This is a genomic window from Streptomyces sp. NPDC093089 (assembly GCF_044754405.1).
Taxonomy (GTDB): Bacteria; Actinomycetota; Actinomycetes; order Streptomycetales; family Streptomycetaceae; genus Streptomyces.
On sequence record NZ_JBIVPA010000012.1, the window covers coordinates 132,007 to 153,083 of the forward strand.

Consider the following 21,077-nt stretch of genomic DNA (forward strand, 5'->3'; position numbering starts at 1 on the left):
GGCGCGCCTCCGCGGGAAGATCGGGGTCGGTAGGAATGCAACACGGCAAGTACCGTTTCATCGTGGGGTTCCTGGCGGCCCCCCTCGCGCTCTACGTGCTCTTCGTCATCTGGCCGTTCATCCAGTCCATCTACTACTCCTTCACGGACTGGAGCGGACTGAGTCCCGAATTCGGGATGGTCGGATTCGACAACTACAGCAGAATGCTGGACGACGAGATCTTCTGGAAATCGCTCCAGCACAGTCTGACCTTCGCCGTGGTGCTGCCGCTGGTGACCGTCGGCCTCGCGCTGTTCTTCGCCTTCATGCTCAATGTCGGCGGTCGGCGCCGCAGGGGCGCGGCCATCGCGGGTGTGCGTGGTTCGTCCTTCTACAAAATCGTGTACTTCTTCCCGCAGGTGCTGTCGATCGCGATCGTGGCGCTGCTCTTCCAGTTCGCGTACAACCCGAATAGCGGAGCGATCAACTCCGTACTGAAGGGGGTCGGGCTCGGAAGCGTCCAGCCGGACTGGCTCGGCGATCCGGATCTCGCCCTCATCTGCGTGATGGTGGTCCTCGTCTGGTCCACCGTCGGATTCTTCGTCGTCCTCTTCTCGGCCGGCATGGCGTCCATTCCGAGGGATTTCTACGAGGCCGCACTGCTCGACGGAGCGAACCGCTTCACCACGTTCTTCAAGATCACCCTGCCGCTGCTCTGGGACACCGTGCAGTCCGGCTGGATCTACATGGGCATCCTCGCGCTCGGCGCGGAGTCCTTCGCCGTCGTCCAGATCATGACCGTCGGCCCCAACGGCGGCGGGCCCGACTACTCCACCATCGTCATGCCGCTGTACGTGTACCAGAAGGCATTCCGGGACGGTCAGGCCGCCTACGCAACGACCATCGGCGTCGCGCTCCTCCTCGTCACGCTCGCCTTCGCGGCCGTCGTGATGAAGCTGGGCCGGCGCGAGCGGCTGGAGTTCTGATGAAGACGACCGACACTGCCTCCGCCGGCGTCGAGGACCCGTCCGGCTCCCCGGCCGGCCCGGGCCTGACGCTCGGCAAGACCACGGCCCCGGCCGCCGCCGAGCGCTCCGGGAAGCCCAAGGGCTCCAAGGGCGACGGCGCGACCCTCAACGTCTTCTCGCACGGGATGCTGATCGTCTGGGCGATCATGGTCGTCATGCCGCTGCTGTGGGCGGTCATGACCTCCTTCAAGACCGACCGGGCGATCTTCACCTCGCCGTGGTCGCTCCCGGACAAGCTGCACTTCGAGAACTGGTCGCGCGCCTGGACCGAGGCGCACATGGGCGACTACTTCCTGAACACCGTCCTGGTGGTCGCCGGATCGCTGGTCGGCACGCTCCTGCTCGGCTCGATGGCGGCCTACGTCCTGGCCCGCTTCGACTTCCCGGGCAACCGCTTCATCTACTTCCTCTTCATCGGCGGGATGAGCTTCCCGATCATCCTCGCCCTGGTGCCGCTGTTCTACGTGATGCAGAACATGGCCCTGCTGAACACGCTGCACGGCCTGATCCTCGTCTACATCGCGTACTCGCTGCCGTTCACCGTCTTCTTCCTCACCGCCTTCTTCCGCACCCTGCCGACCTCGGTCGCGGAAGCGGCCTTCGTGGACGGGGCCTCGCACACCCGGACCTTCTTCCAGGTGATGCTGCCGATGGCCAAGCCGGGCCTCATCAGCGTCGGCATCTTCAACTTCCTCGGCCAGTGGAACCAGTACCTGCTGCCGACCGTGCTCAACACCGAGCCGGAGAAGAAGGTGCTCTCCCAGGGACTCGTCCAGCTGGCCGTCAGCCAGGGCTACAAGGGCGACTGGTCGGGGCTCTTCGCCGGCCTGGTGATGGCGATGCTCCCCGTTCTGGCGGCGTACATCGTCTTCCAGCGGCAGGTGGTGGCCGGTCTGACGGCCGGCGCCGTGAAGTAAGTCGTGAAGTAACTCCGTACCGCGGTCCCCAGGGCCCCCGGCGCACTCCGCGCCGGGGGCCCTTCGCGTCGTGTGACCCGTACCGTCGGCAACTCAAGGTCTTGACGGGGGGCAAGCCGAAAGAGTCCCCTTAGAGTTCACATGTTGGAGAAAACGGTGGGAGTGAGTGAGTCGATGGAGACTCCGGGGTCGCAGACGTCTCTGCACAGGGCCAATCTCGAACGGGTCGTCCGGGCGGTGCGCATGGCCGGCTCGCTCACCCAGGCGGAGATCGCCAGGGCGACGGGCCTCTCGGCCGCCACGGTCTCCAACATCGTGCGGGAGCTGAAGGACGGCGGGACCGTCGAGGTCACGCCCACCTCCGCGGGCGGCCGCCGGGCCCGCAGCGTCTCCCTCTCCGGTGACGCCGGCATCGTCATCGGCGTCGACTTCGGCCACACCCACCTCCGGGTCGCGGTGGGCAACCTCGCCCACCAGGTGCTCGCCGAGGAGTCCGAGCCGCTCGACGTCGACGCCTCCGCCGCCGAGGGCTTCGACCGGGCGGAACAGCTGGTCAACCGGCTGATCCAGGCCACCGGCATCGGCCGGGACAAGGTCATCGGCGTGGGTCTCGGCGTGCCCGGCCCCATCGACGTGTCCTCCGGGACCCTCGGCTCGACGTCGATCCTGCCGGGGTGGAGCGGCATCAACCCGGCCGAGGAGCTGTCCGGCCGGCTCGGCGTGCCCGTGCACGTCGACAACGACGCCAACCTCGGCGCGCTGGGCGAGCTGGTCTGGGGGAGCGGCCGGGGCGTCAAGGACCTGGCGTACATCAAGGTGGCCAGCGGCGTCGGCGCCGGCCTGGTGATCGACGGCCGGGTCTACCGGGGGCCGGGCGGCACCGCGGGCGAGATCGGGCACATCACGCTGGACGAGTCGGGGCCGGTCTGCCGCTGCGGCAACCGGGGCTGCCTGGAGACCTTCACGGCCGCCCGCTACGTCCTGCCGCTGCTCCAGCCGAGCCACGGCCCCGATCTGACCATGGAGCGGGTGGTCCAACTGGCCCGGGAGGGCGACCCCGGCTGCCGCCGGGTGATCGCCGACGTCGGCCGGCACATCGGCAGCGGCATCGCGAACCTCTGCAACCTCCTGAACCCGAGCCGCGTGGTGCTCGGCGGCGACCTCGCGGAGGCCGGTGAGCTGGTCCTGGCACCCATCAGGGACTCCGTCTCGCGGTACGCGATCCCCAGTGCCGCCCGGCAGCTGTCGCTGGCTCAGGGGGCCTTGGGCGGCCGCGCCGAGGTGCTCGGCGCGCTGGCCCTCGTCCTGAGCGAGATGGGCGATTCGTCCCTACTGGAGAGTGCGCTGCCCACGGCCGCTCCGGTCTCCCGGCTTGCCTTCACTTAGATAACGAACACCACCGTTGTCATCTCGTTAAGAATTTACTTCTTGACGGCAACGTTGCGGCCGAGTTGACTTCGGGACACCTCGGCCGCAACGTCGCGGCCTCGTCAGGGAGGCAACCTCACATGAACGCAGTGACGCGTCGTGCCGTCATAGCAACGGCCGCGGTCTCGATGGCCCTCACGCTCGGCGCCTGTGGCAAGGCCGGTGGCGACGACAGCGCGGACAAGGGCAGCTCGACCAAGATCGGTCTGCTCCTTCCCGAGAACAAGACCTCGCGCTACGAGGCGCTGGACAAGCCGCAGTTCGAGAAGGCCGTCAAGGCCGCCTGCGGTGAATGCGAGATCGTGTACAACAACGCGGTCTCCGACGTCGTGAAGCAGAAGCAGCAGTTCGACCAGCTGATCGCCGACGGCGTCAAGGTCATCGCCCTCGACCCGGTGGACGCCGAGAAGGCCGCGGGCTGGGTCAAGGACGCGAAGGCCAAGGGCGTCAAGGTCGTCGCGTACGACCGTGCCGTCGCGGGCGCCGACGCCTACGTCAGCCACGACAACAACAAGGTCGGCGAGCTCCAGGGCCAGGCCCTGCTGACCGCCCTGGGTGCCAAGGCCGCCTCCGCCAACGTCGTGATGATCAACGGCGACGAGAAGGACCCGAACGCCGGTCTCTTCAAGAAGGGCGCCCACACCGCGCTCGACGGCAAGGTCGGCAAGATCGCCTACGAGGCCTCCGGCGAGTGGGACCCGAAGGTCGCCGGCGAGAAGATGGCCGCCGCCATCTCCTCGGTCGGCAAGGACAAGATCGCCGCGGTGTACTCCGCCAACGACGGCATGGCCGGCGGCATCATCACCTCCCTCGAGAACGCCGGCATCAAGGGCATCCCGGTGGGTGGCCAGGACGCCGAGGTCGCGGGCATCCAGCGCATCATCGCCGGTACGCAGACCTTCACCATCTACAAGTCGCCGCTCCAGCTGGCCCCCGAGGCCGCCAAGTTCGCGGTGAACCTGCTCCAGGGCAAGGACCTCGGTGCCCAGGGCGCCACCGACGGCGTGCCGTCGACGCTCTTCGCCCCGGTCGTGGTCGACAAGACCAACATCCAGTCCACGGTGGTCCAGGACGGCATCTACAAGGCCGCCGACCTCTGCACGGCGGACCTCGCCGCCAAGTGCACCGAGCTGGGCATCAAGTAGTCCCCGCCCCACCCCGCCGGGCCCCCGAAGGCCTGGCTCCCGGATCCCGCCGACGGGCGCGCGGAGAGCGCTCTCGAACGCGAACCGCCCCCGGCCGTGTACACAGGGTGAACACCACGTGATCACCCGGCGTACGGCCGGCCGGCGCCCCTCGGCGAACGGATCCGCCCCTCAAGCCCGTCCGGTCCCCGGCCGACCCAGACCCCGCTGTCGGTCCGGGGGCCGGACGAGCCCAGCCCCCCTCGAAACTTCGGCGCTGCACCGGCGGCGCGACATGCCGCCGCCCGCGGGCGGCGAAGGAGTTGGTTCACGTGTCCCAGACGCCCGTGCTGGCGTTGCGCGGGATCTTCAAGCGGTTCGGAGCGGTTCAGGTCCTCTCCGGTGTCGATCTCGAAGTCCACGCAGGAGAGGTCGTCGCGCTCGTCGGCGACAACGGAGCGGGAAAGTCCACGCTGGTCAAGACCATCGCCGGTGTGCACCCCATCGACGAGGGCGCCATCGAGTGGGAGGGCGAGCGGGTCGAGATCCAGCGGCCGCACGACTCCCAGAACCTCGGTGTCGCGACCGTCTACCAGGACCTCGCGCTCTGCGACAACCTCGACGTCGTCGCCAACCTGTTCCTCGGCCGCGAGATCAAGAAGGGCGGCGTCCTCGACGAGGTCGCCATGGAGAAGCGGGCCAAGGACCTGCTCTCCACGCTCTCCATCCGCATCCCCAGCGTCCGCATCCCCGTCGCCGCCCTCTCCGGCGGCCAGCGGCAGGTCGTCGCCATCGCCCGCGCCCTGGTCGGCAACCCCAAGATCGTGATCCTGGACGAGCCGACCGCCGCCCTCGGCGTCGAGCAGACCGCCCAGGTCCTCGACCTGGTCGAGCGGCTGCGCGAGCAGGGCCTCGGCGTCATCCTCATCAGCCACAACATGGCCGACGTCAAGGCCGTGGCCGACACCGTCGCGGTGCTCCGCCTGGGCCGCAACAACGGCACCTTCCCGGTCGCCACCACCACGCACGAAGAGATCATCGCCGCGATCACCGGTGCCACGGACAACGCCGTGACCCGCCGTCAGGCCCGCAACGCGGAGGCAGCGAAGTGAGCAACCCCCCTTCCACCGCGAGCGACCAGGCCGCCGTGCCCGAGCCGCGCACCGGCGACGAGGCCCCGGCCGCCGCCGCGATCCCCGCCGTCGACCCCCGCCTCCTCGTCCGCGAGCAGGGCTTCAAGGGATACGTCGACGAGTTCAAGCGCAAGATCCGCTCCGGCGAGATCGGCTCGCTGCCGGTCGTCATCGGCCTGATCGTCATCGGCGTCGTCTTCCAGGCGCTCACCGGCAACTTCATCACCTCGTACAACCTCGACCAGATCACGCTGTACGCGGTCGGCCCCGGCATCATGGCCGTCGGCATCGTCTTCGTGCTGCTGCTCGGCGAGATCGACCTCGCCGTCGGCTCCGTGGCGGGTCTGGCCGGCGCGGTCTGGGGCGTCCTCGGCACGGACATGCCGGACGGCCTCGCGATCCTCCTCGGCATCCTCTCCGGCACCCTCCTGGGCGCCTTCCACGGCCTGGTCTTCGCCAAGATCGGCGTGCCCGCCTTCGTGGTCACCCTCGCCGGCTTCCTCGGCTGGGCCGGCCTGCAGACCTGGGTGATGGGCGACAAGTCCACCATCCCGACGCCGATCGGCAGCTTCGTCGGCGACCTCACGAAGTACTACTTCTCCGACGTCGCCGCCGCCTACGGCCTCGCCGTGGTCGTCGTCGCCGCCTTCTACCTGGCGCAGCTGCGCGACTCCCGCCGCCGCAAGGCCGCCGAGCTGCCGCACCGCCCGCAGAGCGAGATCGTCCTGCGCACCGCGGTCCTCGCGGTCCTGGTCCTCGTCGCCGCCTACGGCTTCAACCAGGAGCAGGGCCTCCCGCTCTCCCTGGTGATCTTCCTGCTGATCCTGCTCGTCACCGACTTCGTGCTCCGCCGCACCACCTACGGCCGCCAGGTCTTCGCGGTCGGCGGCGGCATCGAGGCCGCGCGCCGCGCCGGCATCAACGTGTCGTGGATCCGGGTCTCGGTGTTCATGATCTCCGGCACGATGGGCGCCATCGGCGGCCTGTTCCTCGCCTCCGCGACCGGCGGCGCCGACCGCTCCCTCGGCGGCGGCAACCAGCTGATGATGTGCATCGCCGCCGCCGTCATCGGCGGTACGTCCCTGTTCGGCGGACGCGGCAAGGTCTGGTCGGCGCTCCTGGGCATCCTGGTCATCCAGTCGATCGTCCAGGGCCTCAACCAGATGAACCTGTCCTCGAACGCGATCCAGTACATGATCACCGGCGCGGTCCTGCTCATCGCCGTCATCATCGACTCGGTCTCCCGCAAGACGCAGAAGACGGCGGGACGCGCCTAGGGACCCCGTCCCGCGCGCGTAACGCTCGCCACACCGCCCGGCGCCGCGAAACCGGCGCCGGGCACTGCTGCGTCCGGAGCAGTGCCCCGGCCCGCTGGGGATCCGTACAGATCGGCGCGCAGAGCCGTACAGATCAGCGACATGTAGGCCGTGGGGGTGACGCCTGACCCCCCGGCCCGATGCCCACGATCCAAGACGGAACATTAGACTCGACAAATCGGCAAGCTCGACCAGCTCAAACGCAAGGAGGCACGGGTGGCTCTGCTGACCCGTATCAGGGGACCGCGAGATCTGGACCGGCTCTCCCCGGAACAGCTGGACCAGCTGGCCGACGAGATCAGGACGTTCCTCGTGGACGCCGTCTCCAAGACCGGCGGGCACCTCGGCCCCAACCTCGGCGTGGTCGAGCTGACCATCGCCCTGCACCGGGTGTTCGACTCCCCGAAGGACCGGGTCCTGTGGGACACCGGCCACCAGAGCTACGTCCACAAGCTCCTCACCGGACGCCAGGACTTCTCGAAGCTCAAGATGAAGGGCGGCCTCTCCGGCTACCCGTCGCAGGCCGAGTCCGACCACGACGTCATCGAGAACTCGCACGCCTCGACGGTCCTCGGCTGGGCCGACGGCCTCGCCAAGGCGAACGAGGTCCTGAAGAAGGACGACCACGTCGTCGCCGTCATCGGCGACGGCGCGCTCACCGGCGGCATGGCCTGGGAGGCGCTGAACAACATCGCCGCCGCCAAGGACCGCCCGCTCGTCATCGTCGTCAACGACAACGAGCGCTCCTACGCGCCCACCATCGGCGGCCTCGCCAACCACCTGGCCACCCTGCGCACCACCGACGGCTACGAGCGCTTCCTCGCCCGCGGCAAGGACATCCTGGAGCGCACCCCGGTCGTCGGGAAGCCGCTCTACGAGACCCTGCACGGCGCCAAGAAGGGCCTCAAGGACTTCATCGCCCCGCAGGGCATGTTCGAGGACCTCGGACTCAAGTACGTCGGCCCCATCGACGGCCACGACATCGAGGCCCTGGAGTCCGCCCTCACCCGAGCCAAGCGCTTCGGCGGCCCGGTCATCGTCCACTGCCTCACCGAGAAGGGCCGCGGCTACCAGCCCGCCCTCCAGGACGAGGCCGACCGCTTCCACGCCGTCGGCAAGATCCACCCCGACACCGGCCTGCCCATCGCCTCCTCCGGCGCCGACTGGACCTCGGTCTTCGGCGAGGAGATGGTGAAGCTGGGCGAGGAGCGCGGGGACATCGTCGCCATCACCGCGGCCATGCTCCAGCCCGTCGGCCTCGACAAGTTCGCGAAGGCCTTCCCCGAGCGGGTCTTCGACGTCGGCATCGCCGAGCAGCACGCGGCCGTCTCCGCGGCGGGCCTGGCCACCGGCGGCCTCCACCCGGTCTTCGCGGTCTACGCGACCTTCCTCAACCGCGCCTTCGACCAGGTCCTCATGGACGTGGCCCTGCACAAGTGCGGCGTCACGTTCGTCCTGGACCGGGCCGGCGTCACCGGCACCGACGGCGCCTCCCACAACGGCATGTGGGACATGTCGATCCTCCAGGTCGTGCCCGGCCTGCGGCTCGCCGCGCCGCGCGACGCCGACCAGGTCCGCGCCCAGCTGCGCGAGGCCGTCGAGGTCACCGACGCCCCCACCGTGGTCCGCTTCTCCAAGGGCGCGGTCGGCCCCGCGGTCCCCGCCCTGCGCCGCGTCGGCGGCATGGACGTGCTCCGCGAGCCCGGCAGCGACCGGCCGGACGTCCTCCTGGTCTCCGTGGGCGCCCTGGCCCCCATGTGCCTGGACATCGCCGACCTCCTCGACCGGCACGGCATCTCCACCACCGTGGTCGACCCCCGCTGGGTCAAGCCCGTCGACGAGGCCCTCGCCCCGCTCGCCGAGCAGCACCGCGTGGTCGTCACCGTCGAGGACAACAGCCGCGTCGGCGGCGTCGGCTCGGCCGTCGCCCAGGCGCTGCGCGACGCCGGCGTCGACGTGCCGCTGCGTGACTTCGGCATCCCGCCGCGCTTCCTCGACCACGCCTCCCGCGGCGAGGTCATGGCGGAGATCGGGCTGACCGCCCCGGACATCGCCCGCCAGGTCACCGGCCTGGTCTCCCGGCTCGACGGACGGTTCGAGAGCAGCGCGCAGGCCGTGGAGCCCGCCCGCGACTGACGTCCACCGTCACCCCGCGTCACCCTTGGGCCGGTCGGCTCACTCTTCGGAGTGCCGACCGGCCCTTTCGCGTGCATTCTGACCACAGGGCGGGCAGCCCCACGGCAGGAGGTACGACGGTGAGTACGGACCAGCAGCCACGCGCTAACAACAACGGGGTGTTCCGGACCAAATCGGTCGAGCAGTCCATCCGCGACACGGAGGAACCGGAGCACGCGCTCCGGAAATCCCTGTCCGCCTGGGACCTGACCGTCTTCGGCGTCGGCGTCATCATCGGCACCGGCATCTTCGTCCTGACCGGCAAGGTGGCCAAGGAGAACGCGGGCCCGGCCACCGCGCTCGCCTTCGTCGCTGCCGGCATCGTGTGCGCCCTCGCCGCCCTCTGCTACGCCGAGTTCGCCTCGACGGTGCCGGTGGCGGGATCCGCGTACACCTTCGCGTACGCCTCCATCGGCGAGCTGCCGGCCTGGATCATCGGCTGGGACCTCGTCCTGGAGTTCGCCCTGGGCACGGCGGTGGTCGCCGTCGGCTGGTCGGGCTACGTGCGCTCGCTGATGGACAACGTCGACTGGCACCTACCCGCGGCGCTGGAAGGCCCGGACGCGCCGGGCGGCACCTTCGACATCCTGGCGTTCCTGCTCGTCCTCGTGCTGACCGCGGTCCTCGTCCTGGGCATGAAGCTGTCCGCCCGGATCACCGCGGTCGTCGTGGCGATCAAGGTCACCGTCGTCATGATCGTGATCGTCGCCGGCCTGTTCTTCATCGTCGGCGACAACTACAAGCCGTTCATCCCGCCGGCCGTGACCCCCGAGGGCGGCGGCTCCGGCTGGGACTCCCCGATGGTCCAGCTGATCTTCGGCTACGAGCCCACGAACTTCGGCGTCATGGGCATCTTCACCGCCGCCTCCGTGGTCTTCTTCGCCTTCATCGGCTTCGACGTGGTGGCCACCGCCGCCGAGGAGACCAAGCTGCCGCAGCGGGACATGCCCCGGGGCATCCTCGGCTCGCTCCTCATCTGCACCGTGCTCTACGTGGCCGTGGCGCTCGTCGTCACCGGCATGCAGCACTACACCGAGCTCTCGGTGAGCGCCCCGCTCGCCGACGCCTTCAAAGCGGCCGGGCATCCCTTCTACGCGGGCGTGATCAGCTTCGGCGCCGCCGTCGGCCTCACCACGGTCTGTCTGATCCTGCTCCTCGGCCAGACCCGCGTCTTCTTCGCGATGAGCCGCGACGGCCTGCTGCCCCGCTTCTTCTCCGTCACGCACCCGCGCTACAAGACGCCCTACCGCCCGACGATCCTGCTCGGCGTGATCATCGCGATCGTCGCCGGCTTCACCAGCATCAACGAGCTCGCGACCCTGGTGAACATCGGCACCCTCTTCGCCTTCGTCGTGGTCGCCGTCGGCGTCATGGTGCTCCGCCGCACCCGCCCCGACCTGCCGCGCGCCTTCCGCACCCCGTGGGTGCCGGTGCTGCCGATCCTCTCCATCGCGGCCTCGTTCTGGCTGATGCTCAACCTGCCGGGCGAGACCTGGTTCCGGTTCGCCGTGTGGATGCTGATCGGCATCGTCGTGTACTTCCTGTACGGGCGCAATCACAGCCGGCTCGGACGCGTCGGCAAGGACGCGATGTACTGAGCGGGCGATACCGAAGGCGCGGAAGGGACCGTTCGGGAGGGCGACTACAGTCGGCTCGTACCCCCGAACTCCTTCCGACGACCGGAGTGCTGGATCCCCCCATGGCGAATCGATCCCAGGTCCCCGCTGCCCGTTCCCACGGCGCCTCCACCGCCCCCCTGCTCCAGGGTTCCTGGCTGACCAGGGGGGCGGAGGGGCGGTTCAGCGCCTATCTGCCCCGGGACGGGGAAGTGGTGCGCTGGACCGAGGAGCCCGGCGGCCACTGGAGCGGCCCCGTCTCGCTCGGCGGCGACGGACTGACCCCGTTCCTCGCGGTCGGCCAGGGAGCGGACCGCTACGTCCACCTCGTCGGCCTGCGGCCCACCGCCGGCGGCGAGGGGCACGTCGAACTGGTGCACTGCGTCCAGTTCCAGACGGGCCGCCCGGCGGCCCCCTGGCGCCCGATCGGGCACTCGAACGGCAAGGGGCCCTGGACGGGCAACCCGGCCGTCGCCGTGGACGCCCAGGGCCGTGCGTACGCCTTCGTCCGCAACGGGGGCGGCGGACTCAGCGTGCGGGCCCAGAAGGACGCCGGCGGCTGGCACCCCTGGTGGGACCTGCACGGCTGGGGCACCGACCCCTCCCCGGTCGCCGTCTGCAACGGCGAGGGGCGCGTCGAGCTCCTCACGGCGACCGACAAGGGCCTCCTCCGCTACGTCCAGGAGGAGTCCGGCGGCCGCCCCGTCCGCAAGGACGTGCTGCCCGCCGACGTCACCTTCGGCACCCTCGCGGCGGTCACCGGCCCCTCCGGCCACGCGACGCTGTTCTACGTCGACCACGCCGGGCAGGTCCGCGCCTGGTCGGCCGGGCGCGACCTGGAGCCGACGGCCATCGGCGAGGCGGTCGGCACCGGCCGGCTCGCCGCCGCCACCTGCCTCGTCGACGGCGTCGAGACCACGGTCCTCGCCCGGCAGTCCGCCGACGGCCGGCTCGCCGTCGCCTCCTACCCGAGCGAGCGGGAACCGGAGGCGCTCGCCTGGTCGGAGCACGGGCAGCCGCAGGCCTCCCTCGACACCGTCCTCACCCGCGGCGCCGACGGCCGCCTGGTCGCGATGGCCCTGACCGGCGGCGGCGCGCCGGTCGCCACCCGTCAGAAGGAGACGGCGGGGCTGCACCTGGAGGGCTGGCGCTCCATAGGGTGACCGCCCCCGCAGCGAACGGGAACGGCCCCGGCACCTGGAGAAGGTGCCGGGGCCGTACGCGTACGTCCTGAGGTGTTACGCCGGGACGCTCGCCACGCCCTGGGCGAGGAAAGGCTTGCCGTTGACGCGCTCGGAGACGCCCTCGCGGTCCAGGTACGGCGTGATGCCGCCCAGGTGGAAGGGCCAGCCCGCACCGGTGATCAGGCAGAGGTCGATGTCCTGCGCCTCGGCGACGACACCCTCCTCCAGCATCAGGCCGATCTCCTGCGCGACCGCGTCCAGGACGCGGTCGCGGACCTGCTCCTCGGTCAGGACGGAGTCGCCCTGGACGAGGAGGGCGGCGACCTCCGGGTCGAGCTCCGGCTTGAAGCCGTTCTCGGCGTTGTAGACGTAGAAGCCGCGCTTGCCGGCCTCGACGACGCGCTTGAGGTTCGGCGAGACGGTGAAGCGCTCCGGGAAGGAGCGGTTCAGGGTCTCGGAGACGTGCAGACCGATCGCCGGGCCGACGAGCTCCAGGAGCACCAGCGGCGACATCGGCAGACCGAGCGGCTCGATGGCCTTCTCCGCCGTCTCGACCGAGGTGCCCTCGTCGATGACGTTCTGGATCTCGCCCATGAAGCGGGTCAGGATGCGGTTCACGACGAACGCCGGGGCGTCCTTGGTGAGGACCGCGGTCTTCTTCAGCTTCTTGGCGACACCGAACGCGGTGGCCAGCGAGGCGTCGTCCGTCTTCTCGCCGCGGACGATCTCCAGGAGCGGGAGGATCGCGACCGGGTTGAAGAAGTGGAAGCCGACCACGCGCTCCGGGTGCTGGAGCTTGGAGGCCATCTCCGAGACGGACAGCGAGGAGGTGTTGGTGGCGAGGATCGCGTGCGCCGGGGCGACCGCCTCGACCTCCGCGAACACCTGCTGCTTGACGCCCATCTCCTCGAACACGGCCTCGATGATGAAGTCCGCGTCCGCGAAGCCGGCGGCCTTGTCCAGGACACCGGAGACCAGGCCCTTGAGGCGGTTGGCCTTGTCCTGGTTGATCCGGCCCTTGCCGAGCAGCTTCTCGATCTCGGCGTGGACGTAGCCCACGCCCTTGTCGATCCGCTCCTGGTCGATGTCGGTCAGGACGACCGGCACCTCCAGGCGGCGCAGGAAGAGCAGGGCCAGCTGGGAGGCCATCAGGCCGGCGCCGACGACACCGACCTTGGTGACCGGGCGGGCCAGCGACTTGTCCGGCGCGCCGGCGGGGCGCTTGCCGCGCTTCTGCACCAGGTTGAAGGCGTAGATGCCGGAGCGCAGCTCGCCGCCCATGATCAGGTCCGCGAGGGCCTGGTCCTCGGCGTCGAAGCCCTTCTGCAGGTCCCCGTCCTTGGCGGCCTCGATGATGTCGAGGGCGCGGTAGGCGGCCGGGGCGGCGCCGTGCACCTTGGAGTCGGCGACGAGCCGGCCCTTGGCGACGGCCTGGTCCCAGGCCTCGCCGCGGTCGACCTCGGGGCGCTCGACGGTCACGGAGCCGTTCAGGACGGAGGCCGTCCAGATCAGCGACTGCTCCAGGAAGTCCGCGCCCTCGAACAGCGCGTCGGCGATGCCGAGCTCGAAGACCTGCTTGCCCTTGAGCTGGCGGTTCTGGTTCAGCGAGTTCTCGATGATGACCGAGACGGCCTTCTCCGCGCCGATCAGGTTCGGCAGGATGGCGCAGCCGCCCCAGCCGGGTACCAGGCCGAGGAAGACCTCGGGCAGCGAGAAGGCCGGCAGGGCCTTCGACACGGTGCGGTAGGTGCAGTGCAGACCGACCTCGACGCCGCCGCCCATGGCCGCGCCGTTGTAGTACGCGAAGGTCGGCACGGCGAGCGCGGACAGACGCTTGAAGACGTCGTGGCCGCCCTTGCCGATGGCGAGCGCCTCGTCGTGCTTCTTCAGCAGCTCGACGCCCTTGAGGTCGGCGCCGACGGCGAAGATGAACGGCTTGCCGGTGAGGCCGACGCCGGTGATCTCACCGTTCGCGGCCTCGGCCTCGACCTGGTCGATCGCCGCGTTCAGGTTGGCGAGGGACTGCGGGCCGAAGGTGGTCGGCTTGGTGTGGTCGAAGCCGTTGTCCAGCGTGATCAGCGCGAACCGGCCCGCGCCCGCGGGCAGCTCGAAGTGCCGTACGTGGGCGCTGGTGACGACCTCGTCGGGGAAGAGCTCCGCGGCGCCCTTCAGAAGCTCGGCGGTGGTGCTCACTTGCCCTCCCAGTGGGGGTTTTCCCAGATGACCGTGGCGCCCATGCCGAAGCCGACGCACATCGTGTTGAGGCCGTAGCGGACCTGCGGGTTCTCCTCGAACTGGCGGGCCAGCTGCGTCATCAGGCGGACGCCGGAGGAGGCCAGCGGGTGACCGTAGGCGATGGCGCCGCCGTACTGGTTGACGCGGGCGTCGTCGTCGGCGATGCCGTAGTGCTCCAGGAACGCGAGGACCTGGACCGCGAAGGCCTCGTTGATCTCGAAGAGGTCGATGTCCTCGATCGACAGACCGGCCTTGGCGAGGGCCTTCTCGGTCGCCGGGATCGGGCCGTAGCCCATGACCTCGGGCTCGACGCCGGCGAAGGCGTACGAGACGAGGCGCATCTTCACCGGGAGGTCGTGCTCGCGGGCGAAGTCCTCGGAGGCGATGATCGAGGCGGTGGCGCCGTCGTTCAGGCCGGCCGCGTTGCCCGCGGTGACGTTGCCGTGGACGCGGAACGGCGTCTTCAGGTTGGCCAGCGACTCCAGGGTGGTGCCCGGGCGCATCGGCTCGTCGGCGGTGACCAGGCCCCAGCCGGTCTCGCCGGTGGAGGCGTCGGTGCGACGGACCGAGATCGGCACCAGGTCCTGCTGGATCTTGCCGTCGGCGTACGCCTTGGCGGCCTTCTCCTGCGAGCGCACGGCGTACTCGTCGGCGCGCTGCTTGGTGATGCTCGGGTAGCGGTCGTGCAGGTTCTCGGCGGTCATGCCCATGAACAGGGCGGACTCGTCGACCAGCTTCTCGCTGACGAACCGCGGGTTCGGGTCGACGCCCTCGCCCATGGGGTGGCGGCCCATGTGCTCGACGCCACCGGCGATGACGGCGTCGTACGCGCCGAAGGCGATCGAACCGGCGACGCTGGTCACGGCGGTGAGGGCACCGGCGCACATGCGGTCGATGGAGTAGCCCGGCACCGACTGCGGCAGCCCGGCGAGGATGCCCGCCGTGCGGCCGAGGGTCAGACCCTGGTCACCGATCTGCGTGGTCGCGGCGATGGCGACCTCGTCGATCTTCGCGGGGTCGAGGCCGGGGTTGCGGCGCAGCAGCTCCCGGATGGCCTTGACGACGAGGTCGTCGGCGCGGGTCTCGTGGTAGATGCCCTTCGGGCCCGCCTTGCCGAACGGGGTGCGGACGCCGTCGACGAAGACGACGTCCCTGACGGTACGAGGCACGATGGCTCTCCTCCAGGGTGCGGGATGGCACTGCTGCGGCACACGCCTAAGCGTGCGCTTGCTCCACCCATGCTACTTGTGGGTAACCAAGCTGCCCAGTCCTTGGGGGCCAAGCGGCGAAGGTCACATCCCGAGGAGGCCGCCGGCCGCCCGCGCGCCCCCGGCGTACGCCTGTCCGATCGGACGTTCTCGCAACCCGATGGGCCCAGGGCGGCGGCCGTGTCGCGCCGCGGCCCCCCGTCGGCGGGCGGAGGCTGGCAACGGCCGGGGCACACGGCTCCGGGCTCGCCCACGGAAAGGACTCCCATGGCGATCGTCACCACCGACCACGAAGTCCCCCACACGTCCACCGTCCCGGCGAACGCGAACACGCCGGTCAAGCTCTTCGTACGGGAGCGGCGCGACACCTCCGACAACGGGCCGCGCACACCGGTCCTCATGCTCCACGGCCGGAGCGTCCCGGTGCTGGCCGGCTTCGACCTCCAGTACGAGTCGTACAGCTGGGCCGAGGCGCTGGCGAAAGCCGGCTACGACGTCTTCATGATGGATCTCCAGGGGTCGGGTCGCTCCCCGCGTCCCGAGATGGACGACCCCCACAACGTCAATCCGGCCCAGCAGCCCCTGCTGACGCCGAGGCCGCCGGGCTTCGTCCCGGGTCCGCCCAGCTACCCGTTCCAGCTGACCAACTCGAACAGCGACCGGGACGAACTGAACACCGTCGTCGAGTTCATCCGTGCCGAGTGCCGGGTGGACAAGGTCGCCTTCGTCGGCTGGTCCGCCGCCGCGTTCACCATGGGACCGTACGCGGTCAACAACCCCGACAAGGTGTCGAGCCTGTTCCTGCTCGCACCGATCTTCCCGCCCCTGGGAACGTCGAACCCGCCGACCGCGCTGCCGGTCCCGGGCTTTCCGATGTTCATCGGCGGCAAGACCGGATTCGACGCGGGCTGGGCCGCCGAGGCGCCCTGCGACGGACAGCGCGCACCCGGCATCGTCGACGTGGCCTGGGACGCGATCATGGCGAACGACCCGATCGGCAGCACGTGGGGACCCCCGACGGGGTTCAACCGGATCAGGAACTTCGTCCGGTGGGGCTGGAACAGCACCACCGCGGCGCAGGGCGGAGTGCTGGGCGGAAGCGTTCCCGTCCTGATCGTCTACGGGGAGCACGACAGGCAGGTGAACACGTCGCCGCCCAACCCGAACCCGGAGCTCAACTTCTCGGTCCCCAGGCTCTACGACGCCGTCGCGGGTGCCCACAAGCTGATGGTCAAGCTGGCTTGTGCGGGGCATTCGCTGGTGTGGGAGATGCAGCACAAGAACGTGCACAACCTCTCGAAGCACTGGCTCAAGCACCTCAAGGTCGACGGCAAGACCAACGGCGTCTTCGACATGGACACCGACGGCAACCTCAGCCCGGCCCCGTAGGCACGGCGGAGCCCCCTGGCGGTTCCCACCGTCCAGGGGCTCTCCGATCGGGTCAGGCCTTCGCCGACAGGGCCTGCACCAGGAGGGGGGTGACCAGGTCGACCTGCCAGGGGCGGGCGCCGTGGCCGGTGAGGGCGGCGGCGACGGCGGAGGCGTCTGCGGGGGCCGGGGGCTCCCAGCAGACGCGGCGGACCGTGTCGGGGGTGATCAGGTTCTCCTGGGGGAGGTTCAGTTCCTCGGCGAGGGCGGAGACGGCCGTGCGGGCCGCCGCGAGGCGGGCGGCGGCGGCCGGGTCCTTGTCGGCCCAGGCGCGGGGCGGCGGCGGGCCGGCGACCTGCTGGCCCGGCTGGGGCAGCTCGCTCTCGGGCAGTGCGCGGGCGCGGTCGACCGCGGCCTGCCACTGCTCCAGCTGGCGGCGGCCCATCCGGTTGCCGAAGCCGGGCAGGGCGGTGAGCGCGCCGACGTTCACCGGCACGGCGAGCGCCGCCTCGACGATGGCCGCGTCGCTGAGGACCTTGCCGGGGGAGACGTCACGGCGCTGGGCGACCTTGTCGCGGGCCGTCCACAGCTCGCGTACGACCGCCATCTGGCGGCGGCGGCGCACCTTGTGCATGCCGGAGGTCCGGCGCCACGGGTCCTTGCGGGGCGGCGCGGGCGGGGCGGAGGCGATGGCGTCGAACTCCTGGAGGGCCCACTCCAGCTTGCCCTGCCGGTCGAGCTCCTTCTCCAGCGCGTCGCGCAGGTCGACGAGGAGCTCGACGTCGAGCGCCGCGTACCGCAGCCAGGGCTCGGGCAGCGGGCGGGTGGACCAGTCGACGGCGGAGTGGCCCTTCTCCAGGGCGTAGCCGAGGACGGACTCGACCATCGCGCCGAGGCCGACCCGCGGGAAGCCCGCGAGCCGACCGGCCAGCTCGGTGTCGAAGAGCGAGGTGGGAAGCATGCCTATGTCGCGCAGGCACGGCAGGTCCTGGGTGGCGGCGTGCAGGATCCACTCGGTGCCGGCGAGCGCGTCGCCGAGCACCGACAGGTCGGGGCAGCCGACCGGGTCGATGAGCGCGGTGCCCGCGCCCTCGCGCCGGAGCTGGACGAGATAGGCGCGCTGCCCGTAGCGGTAGCCGGACGCGCGCTCGGCGTCCACGGCCACGGGGCCGGTGCCGGCGGCGAAGGCGGCGATCACCTCGGCGAGGGCGTCCTCCGTCTCGACGACGGGCGGAATCCCCTCGCGGGGCTCCAGCAACGGGATCGGAAGCCCATTCGCAGGGACGTCGTCGTCCGGGGGGCCGCCCCCGGTGGTGCGCAGTGCTGTGTCTGCTGCGGTCTCTTGGGCGTCGGTCACCTGTCAAGGGTATCGGTGAACGGCAAGCGCCTGTCGACGGAACGTTCCGTCGACAGGCGCGGGCTTCTCGTCGACCACTCGTCAGTGGATGATCCCGGTCCGCAGGGCGACCGCGACCATGCCGGCGCGGTCGCCGGTGCCCAGCTTGCGGGCGATGCGGGCGAGGTGGCTCTTCACGGTGAGGGCGGAGAGGCCCATGGAGACGCCGATCGCCTTGTTCGACTGGCCCTCCGCGACGAGTCGGAGCACCTCGACCTCACGGCCGGAGAGCTCGCGGTAGCCGCCCGGGTGGCTCGGGGCACCCGGGGGGCGGCGGTGGCCTAGCCGTGCGGCCGTGGCGCCGATGGGGGCGGTGCCGGGCCGGGTCGGGTGGCCGATGTTGGTCCGGGTGCCGGTGACGACGTAGCCCTTCACGCCGCCCGCCAGGGCGTTGCGCACGGCGCCGATGTCGTCGGCGGCCGAGAGGGCGAGGCCGTTGGGCCAGCCCGCGGCGCGGGTCTCGGACAGCAGCGTGAGGCCGCTGCCGTCGGGCAGATGGACGTCGGCAACGCAGATGTCGCGTGGGTTGCCGACGCGGGGACGGGCCTCCGCGATGGACGAAGCCTCGATCACGTCGCGTACTCCGAGGGCCCACAGGTGGCGGGTCACGGTGGAGCGGACGCGCGGGTCGGCCACGACGACCATGGCCGTCGGCTTGTTCGGGCGGTAGGCGACCAGGCTTGCGGGCTGCTCGAGGAGAACGGACACCAGGCCTCCTGGGGGGAAGGGTGCGGGACGGAGCCGGCTCGGGGAAGAAGCCGGGGGGAACCCGTGCTGTGAAGGGGTCACTGACTCCTTCGGCAGGAGGGCCGCCCGCCTTTAGGGAAAGATCACGATTTGGTGAGTAATAATTAGGGCAATTCGGACGCGTGATCGATCATCCTACGAGCAGCCCTCGCCCCGTCACCCCCACGGGGGAGTACCGGGGCGTCCTTCCGAAAAGGCGCGCGCGCCTCCCGGAGGCCCCTCAGGCCTGCTGCGGGCCCCGCCGCTGGGGCAGCGTGACGACCCCCGCGCCCGCCACCGTCCCCGCGCCCGGATCCGCCGGAGCCGGCGGGAGCCCCGCGATCTGGCAGAGCAGATCGCACCACGCCGCCAGGTGCGCCGCCGTGTCCGGCACCCCGGTGAGCCCCTCGCGCGGCGTCCAGGACGCCCGGATCTCGATCTGGGTCGCCGGCCTGCGGTCCGCCAGCCCCCCGAAGTAGTGCGAGCCCGCCATGGTCACGGTCCCGCTCGCCTCCCCGTACGCGAGCCCCCGCGCCTCCAGGGCCCCGGTCAGCCAGGACCAGCAGACCTCCGGCAGCAGCGGGTCGGCGGCCATCTCCGGCTCCAGCTCCGCCCGGACCAGCGTCACCAGACGGAACGTGCCCTTCCAGGCCTCGTGGCCGTCCGGCTCGTGCAGCAGCACGAGCCGCCCGTCCGCCAGGTCCTCCTCGCCGTCCACGACGGCCGCCTCCACCGCGTACGCGTAAGGGGCCAGGCGCTGCGGCGGCCTGGTCGGGTCGATCTCGATCTCGGACCGCAGCCGCGCCGAGCGCAACGCCTCCACCGCCCGCCGGAACGCGGGTGGAACCGGGTTCGCCTCCGTACTGTCCGCCGTTTCGTCCGTCCCTCGATCGCCGTCGGAATGATCGGAAAAATGTCCCTGAGCCGCAGCCATGCGGGGAAGAGTAGGCGGAACGGGGCCTCCGCGCAGGGAGGGACACCCGGCCCGGACGAGCGGCTTCCCGTCACATGCGAAGATTCTGGGCGTGAGTGCCATGGACAGCCCGCAGGGCCAGCAGTCGAAGCAGCAGTCGCGGACGTACGACTCCGCGTTCCTCAAGGCATGCCGGCGCGAGCCCGTGCCGCACACGCCCGTCTGGTTCATGCGACAGGCCGGGCGCTCCCTCCCCGAGTACCTCAAGGTCCGCGAGGGCATCCCCATGCTCGAGTCGTGCATGCGGCCCGAGCTGGTCACCGAGATCACGCTGCAGCCGGTGCGCCGCCACAAGGTCGACGCCGCCATCTACTTCAGCGACATCGTGGTCCCCCTCAAGGCAATCGGGATCGACCTCGACATCAAGCCCGGCGTCGGCCCGGTCGTCGCCGACCCGATCCGCACCCGCGCCGACCTCGCCCGGCTGCGCGACCTCACGCCCGAGGACGTCCACTACGTCACCGAGGCCATCGGGATGCTCACCGCCGAGCTGGGCGACACCCCGCTCATCGGCTTCGCCGGTGCGCCGTTCACCCTCGCGAGCTACCTCGTCGAGGGAGGCCCCTCGCGCAGCCACGAGCACACCAAGGCGCTCATGTACGGCGACCCGCAGCTCTGGGCCGACCTGCTCGACCGCCTCGCGGAGATCACCTCGGCCTTCCTCAAGGTCCAGATCGAGGCCGGCGCCTCCGCCGTGCAGCTCTTCGACTCCTGGGTCGGCGCCCTCGCCCCGGCCGACTACCGCCGCTCGGTGATGCCGGCCTCCGTGAAGGTGTTCGACGCGGTCGCCGGGTACGGCGTCCCGCGCATCCACTTCGGCGTCGGCACGGGCGAGCTCCTCGGCCTCATGGGCGAGGCCGGCGCGGACGTCGTCGGCGTCGACTGGCGCGTCCCGCTCGACGAGGCCGCCCGCCGCGTCGGCCCCGGCAAGGCGCTCCAGGGCAACCTGGACCCGGCCGTCCTCTTCGCCTCGCGCGACGTGGTGGAGGCCAAGACCGACGAGGTCCTCGCCGCCGCGAAGGGCCTGGAGGGGCACGTCTTCAACCTGGGCCACGGCGTCATGCCGGCGATGGACCCGGACGCCCTGAGCCGCCTCGTCGAGTACGTGCACACGCGGACGGCCGTCTGACCCGCGGACCGGCACACACGACGGCGGCGGGGGCCCGGGGGGGCCCCCGCGGGCCCCCCCCCGGGGGGGGGGGGGGGGGTGGGCCGGGGGCCCGGGTACCCCGCCGGCCGCCCCGCCCGCCCCCCCCCGCGCCCGGGGGGGC

At 70.8% G+C, this 21,077-nt stretch carries 16 protein-coding genes; 11 read left to right on the forward strand and 5 right to left on the reverse strand.

Annotated elements, in window-relative coordinates; all coding sequences use genetic code 11:
• Positions 1-35: 35 nt before the first annotated feature.
• The 9 genes from ACIQFX_RS27300 (at position 36) to ACIQFX_RS27340 (ending at position 11,879) form a co-directional block, all read left to right on the forward strand.
• Positions 36-965: a carbohydrate ABC transporter permease gene (locus tag ACIQFX_RS27300; protein WP_402468478.1), complete on the forward strand. Its 930-nt coding sequence runs from the start codon at positions 36-38 to the stop codon at positions 963-965.
• Positions 965-1,924, forward strand: a complete 960-nt coding sequence (locus ACIQFX_RS27305) for a carbohydrate ABC transporter permease (protein ID WP_402468481.1) — start codon at positions 965-967, stop codon at positions 1,922-1,924. Before ACIQFX_RS27300 ends, ACIQFX_RS27305 begins: the two co-directional genes overlap by 1 nt.
• Positions 1,925-2,098: 174 nt before the next feature.
• Complete coding sequence (locus ACIQFX_RS27310) at positions 2,099-3,310, forward strand: ROK family protein (RefSeq protein WP_376481895.1); 1,212 nt, start codon at positions 2,099-2,101, stop codon at positions 3,308-3,310.
• A gap of 122 nt (positions 3,311-3,432) precedes the next feature.
• On the forward strand, positions 3,433-4,497 hold the full coding sequence (locus tag ACIQFX_RS27315) for a sugar ABC transporter substrate-binding protein (RefSeq protein WP_402468484.1): 1,065 nt from the start codon (positions 3,433-3,435) through the stop codon (positions 4,495-4,497).
• Between the two features lie 302 nt (positions 4,498-4,799).
• The gene (locus ACIQFX_RS27320; RefSeq protein ID WP_402468486.1) at positions 4,800-5,588 is read left to right on the forward strand and encodes an ATP-binding cassette domain-containing protein; all 789 of its coding nucleotides are present in this window, start codon (positions 4,800-4,802) and stop codon (positions 5,586-5,588) included.
• The gene (locus tag ACIQFX_RS27325) at positions 5,585-6,886 is read left to right on the forward strand and encodes a sugar ABC transporter permease (RefSeq protein ID WP_402468488.1); all 1,302 of its coding nucleotides are present in this window, start codon (positions 5,585-5,587) and stop codon (positions 6,884-6,886) included. The genes ACIQFX_RS27320 and ACIQFX_RS27325 overlap by 4 nt, the downstream gene beginning before the upstream one ends.
• Positions 6,887-7,141: 255 nt before the next feature.
• Positions 7,142-9,061: a 1-deoxy-D-xylulose-5-phosphate synthase gene (gene dxs / locus ACIQFX_RS27330; RefSeq protein WP_402468490.1), complete on the forward strand. Its 1,920-nt coding sequence runs from the start codon at positions 7,142-7,144 to the stop codon at positions 9,059-9,061.
• A gap of 158 nt (positions 9,062-9,219) precedes the next feature.
• Positions 9,220-10,698, forward strand: a complete 1,479-nt coding sequence (locus tag ACIQFX_RS27335) for an amino acid permease (RefSeq protein WP_402468798.1) — start codon at positions 9,220-9,222, stop codon at positions 10,696-10,698.
• A gap of 101 nt (positions 10,699-10,799) precedes the next feature.
• Positions 10,800-11,879 carry a hypothetical protein gene (locus tag ACIQFX_RS27340; protein WP_402468493.1) on the forward strand — a complete coding sequence of 360 codons (1,080 nt, stop codon included), beginning with the start codon at positions 10,800-10,802 and terminating at the stop codon, positions 11,877-11,879.
• A 75-nt stretch (positions 11,880-11,954) separates the two neighbouring features.
• Here ACIQFX_RS27340 and ACIQFX_RS27345 read toward each other — a convergent pair whose 3' ends face one another.
• Together ACIQFX_RS27345 and ACIQFX_RS27350 are read right to left on the reverse strand one after the other, a co-directional pair.
• The gene (locus tag ACIQFX_RS27345; RefSeq protein WP_402468496.1) at positions 11,955-14,093 is read right to left on the reverse strand and encodes a 3-hydroxyacyl-CoA dehydrogenase NAD-binding domain-containing protein; all 2,139 of its coding nucleotides are present in this window, start codon (positions 14,091-14,093) and stop codon (positions 11,955-11,957) included.
• Positions 14,090-15,304 (reverse strand): acetyl-CoA C-acyltransferase, encoded by a 1,215-nt coding sequence (locus ACIQFX_RS27350; protein ID WP_367821244.1) that lies wholly within the window; start codon positions 15,302-15,304, stop codon positions 14,090-14,092. The genes ACIQFX_RS27345 and ACIQFX_RS27350 overlap by 4 nt, the downstream gene beginning before the upstream one ends.
• Before the next feature lie 306 nt (positions 15,305-15,610).
• On the opposite strand from ACIQFX_RS27350, the gene ACIQFX_RS27355 reads away from it, so the two are divergent.
• Positions 15,611-16,732 carry an alpha/beta fold hydrolase gene (locus ACIQFX_RS27355; RefSeq protein WP_402468500.1) on the forward strand — a complete coding sequence of 374 codons (1,122 nt, stop codon included), beginning with the start codon at positions 15,611-15,613 and terminating at the stop codon, positions 16,730-16,732.
• A gap of 52 nt (positions 16,733-16,784) precedes the next feature.
• Here the strand turns inward: ACIQFX_RS27355 and ACIQFX_RS27360 are convergent, their stop codons facing one another.
• From ACIQFX_RS27360 to ACIQFX_RS27370, 3 genes are all read right to left on the reverse strand, one after another.
• The gene (locus ACIQFX_RS27360) at positions 16,785-18,068 is read right to left on the reverse strand and encodes an HRDC domain-containing protein (protein WP_402468503.1); all 1,284 of its coding nucleotides are present in this window, start codon (positions 18,066-18,068) and stop codon (positions 16,785-16,787) included.
• An 81-nt stretch (positions 18,069-18,149) separates the two neighbouring features.
• Positions 18,150-18,815 carry a LuxR C-terminal-related transcriptional regulator gene (locus ACIQFX_RS27365; RefSeq protein ID WP_402468506.1) on the reverse strand — a complete coding sequence of 222 codons (666 nt, stop codon included), beginning with the start codon at positions 18,813-18,815 and terminating at the stop codon, positions 18,150-18,152.
• A 259-nt stretch (positions 18,816-19,074) separates the two neighbouring features.
• Entirely contained in the window at positions 19,075-19,767 is a 693-nt protein-coding gene (locus tag ACIQFX_RS27370) for a DUF3000 domain-containing protein (RefSeq protein WP_402468508.1), read from the reverse strand.
• A 91-nt stretch (positions 19,768-19,858) separates the two neighbouring features.
• Between ACIQFX_RS27370 and hemE the strand changes: the two genes are divergently transcribed.
• Positions 19,859-20,935, forward strand: a complete 1,077-nt coding sequence (gene hemE / locus ACIQFX_RS27375; RefSeq protein ID WP_402468511.1) for a uroporphyrinogen decarboxylase — start codon at positions 19,859-19,861, stop codon at positions 20,933-20,935.
• Positions 20,936-21,077: the final 142 nt, after the last annotated feature.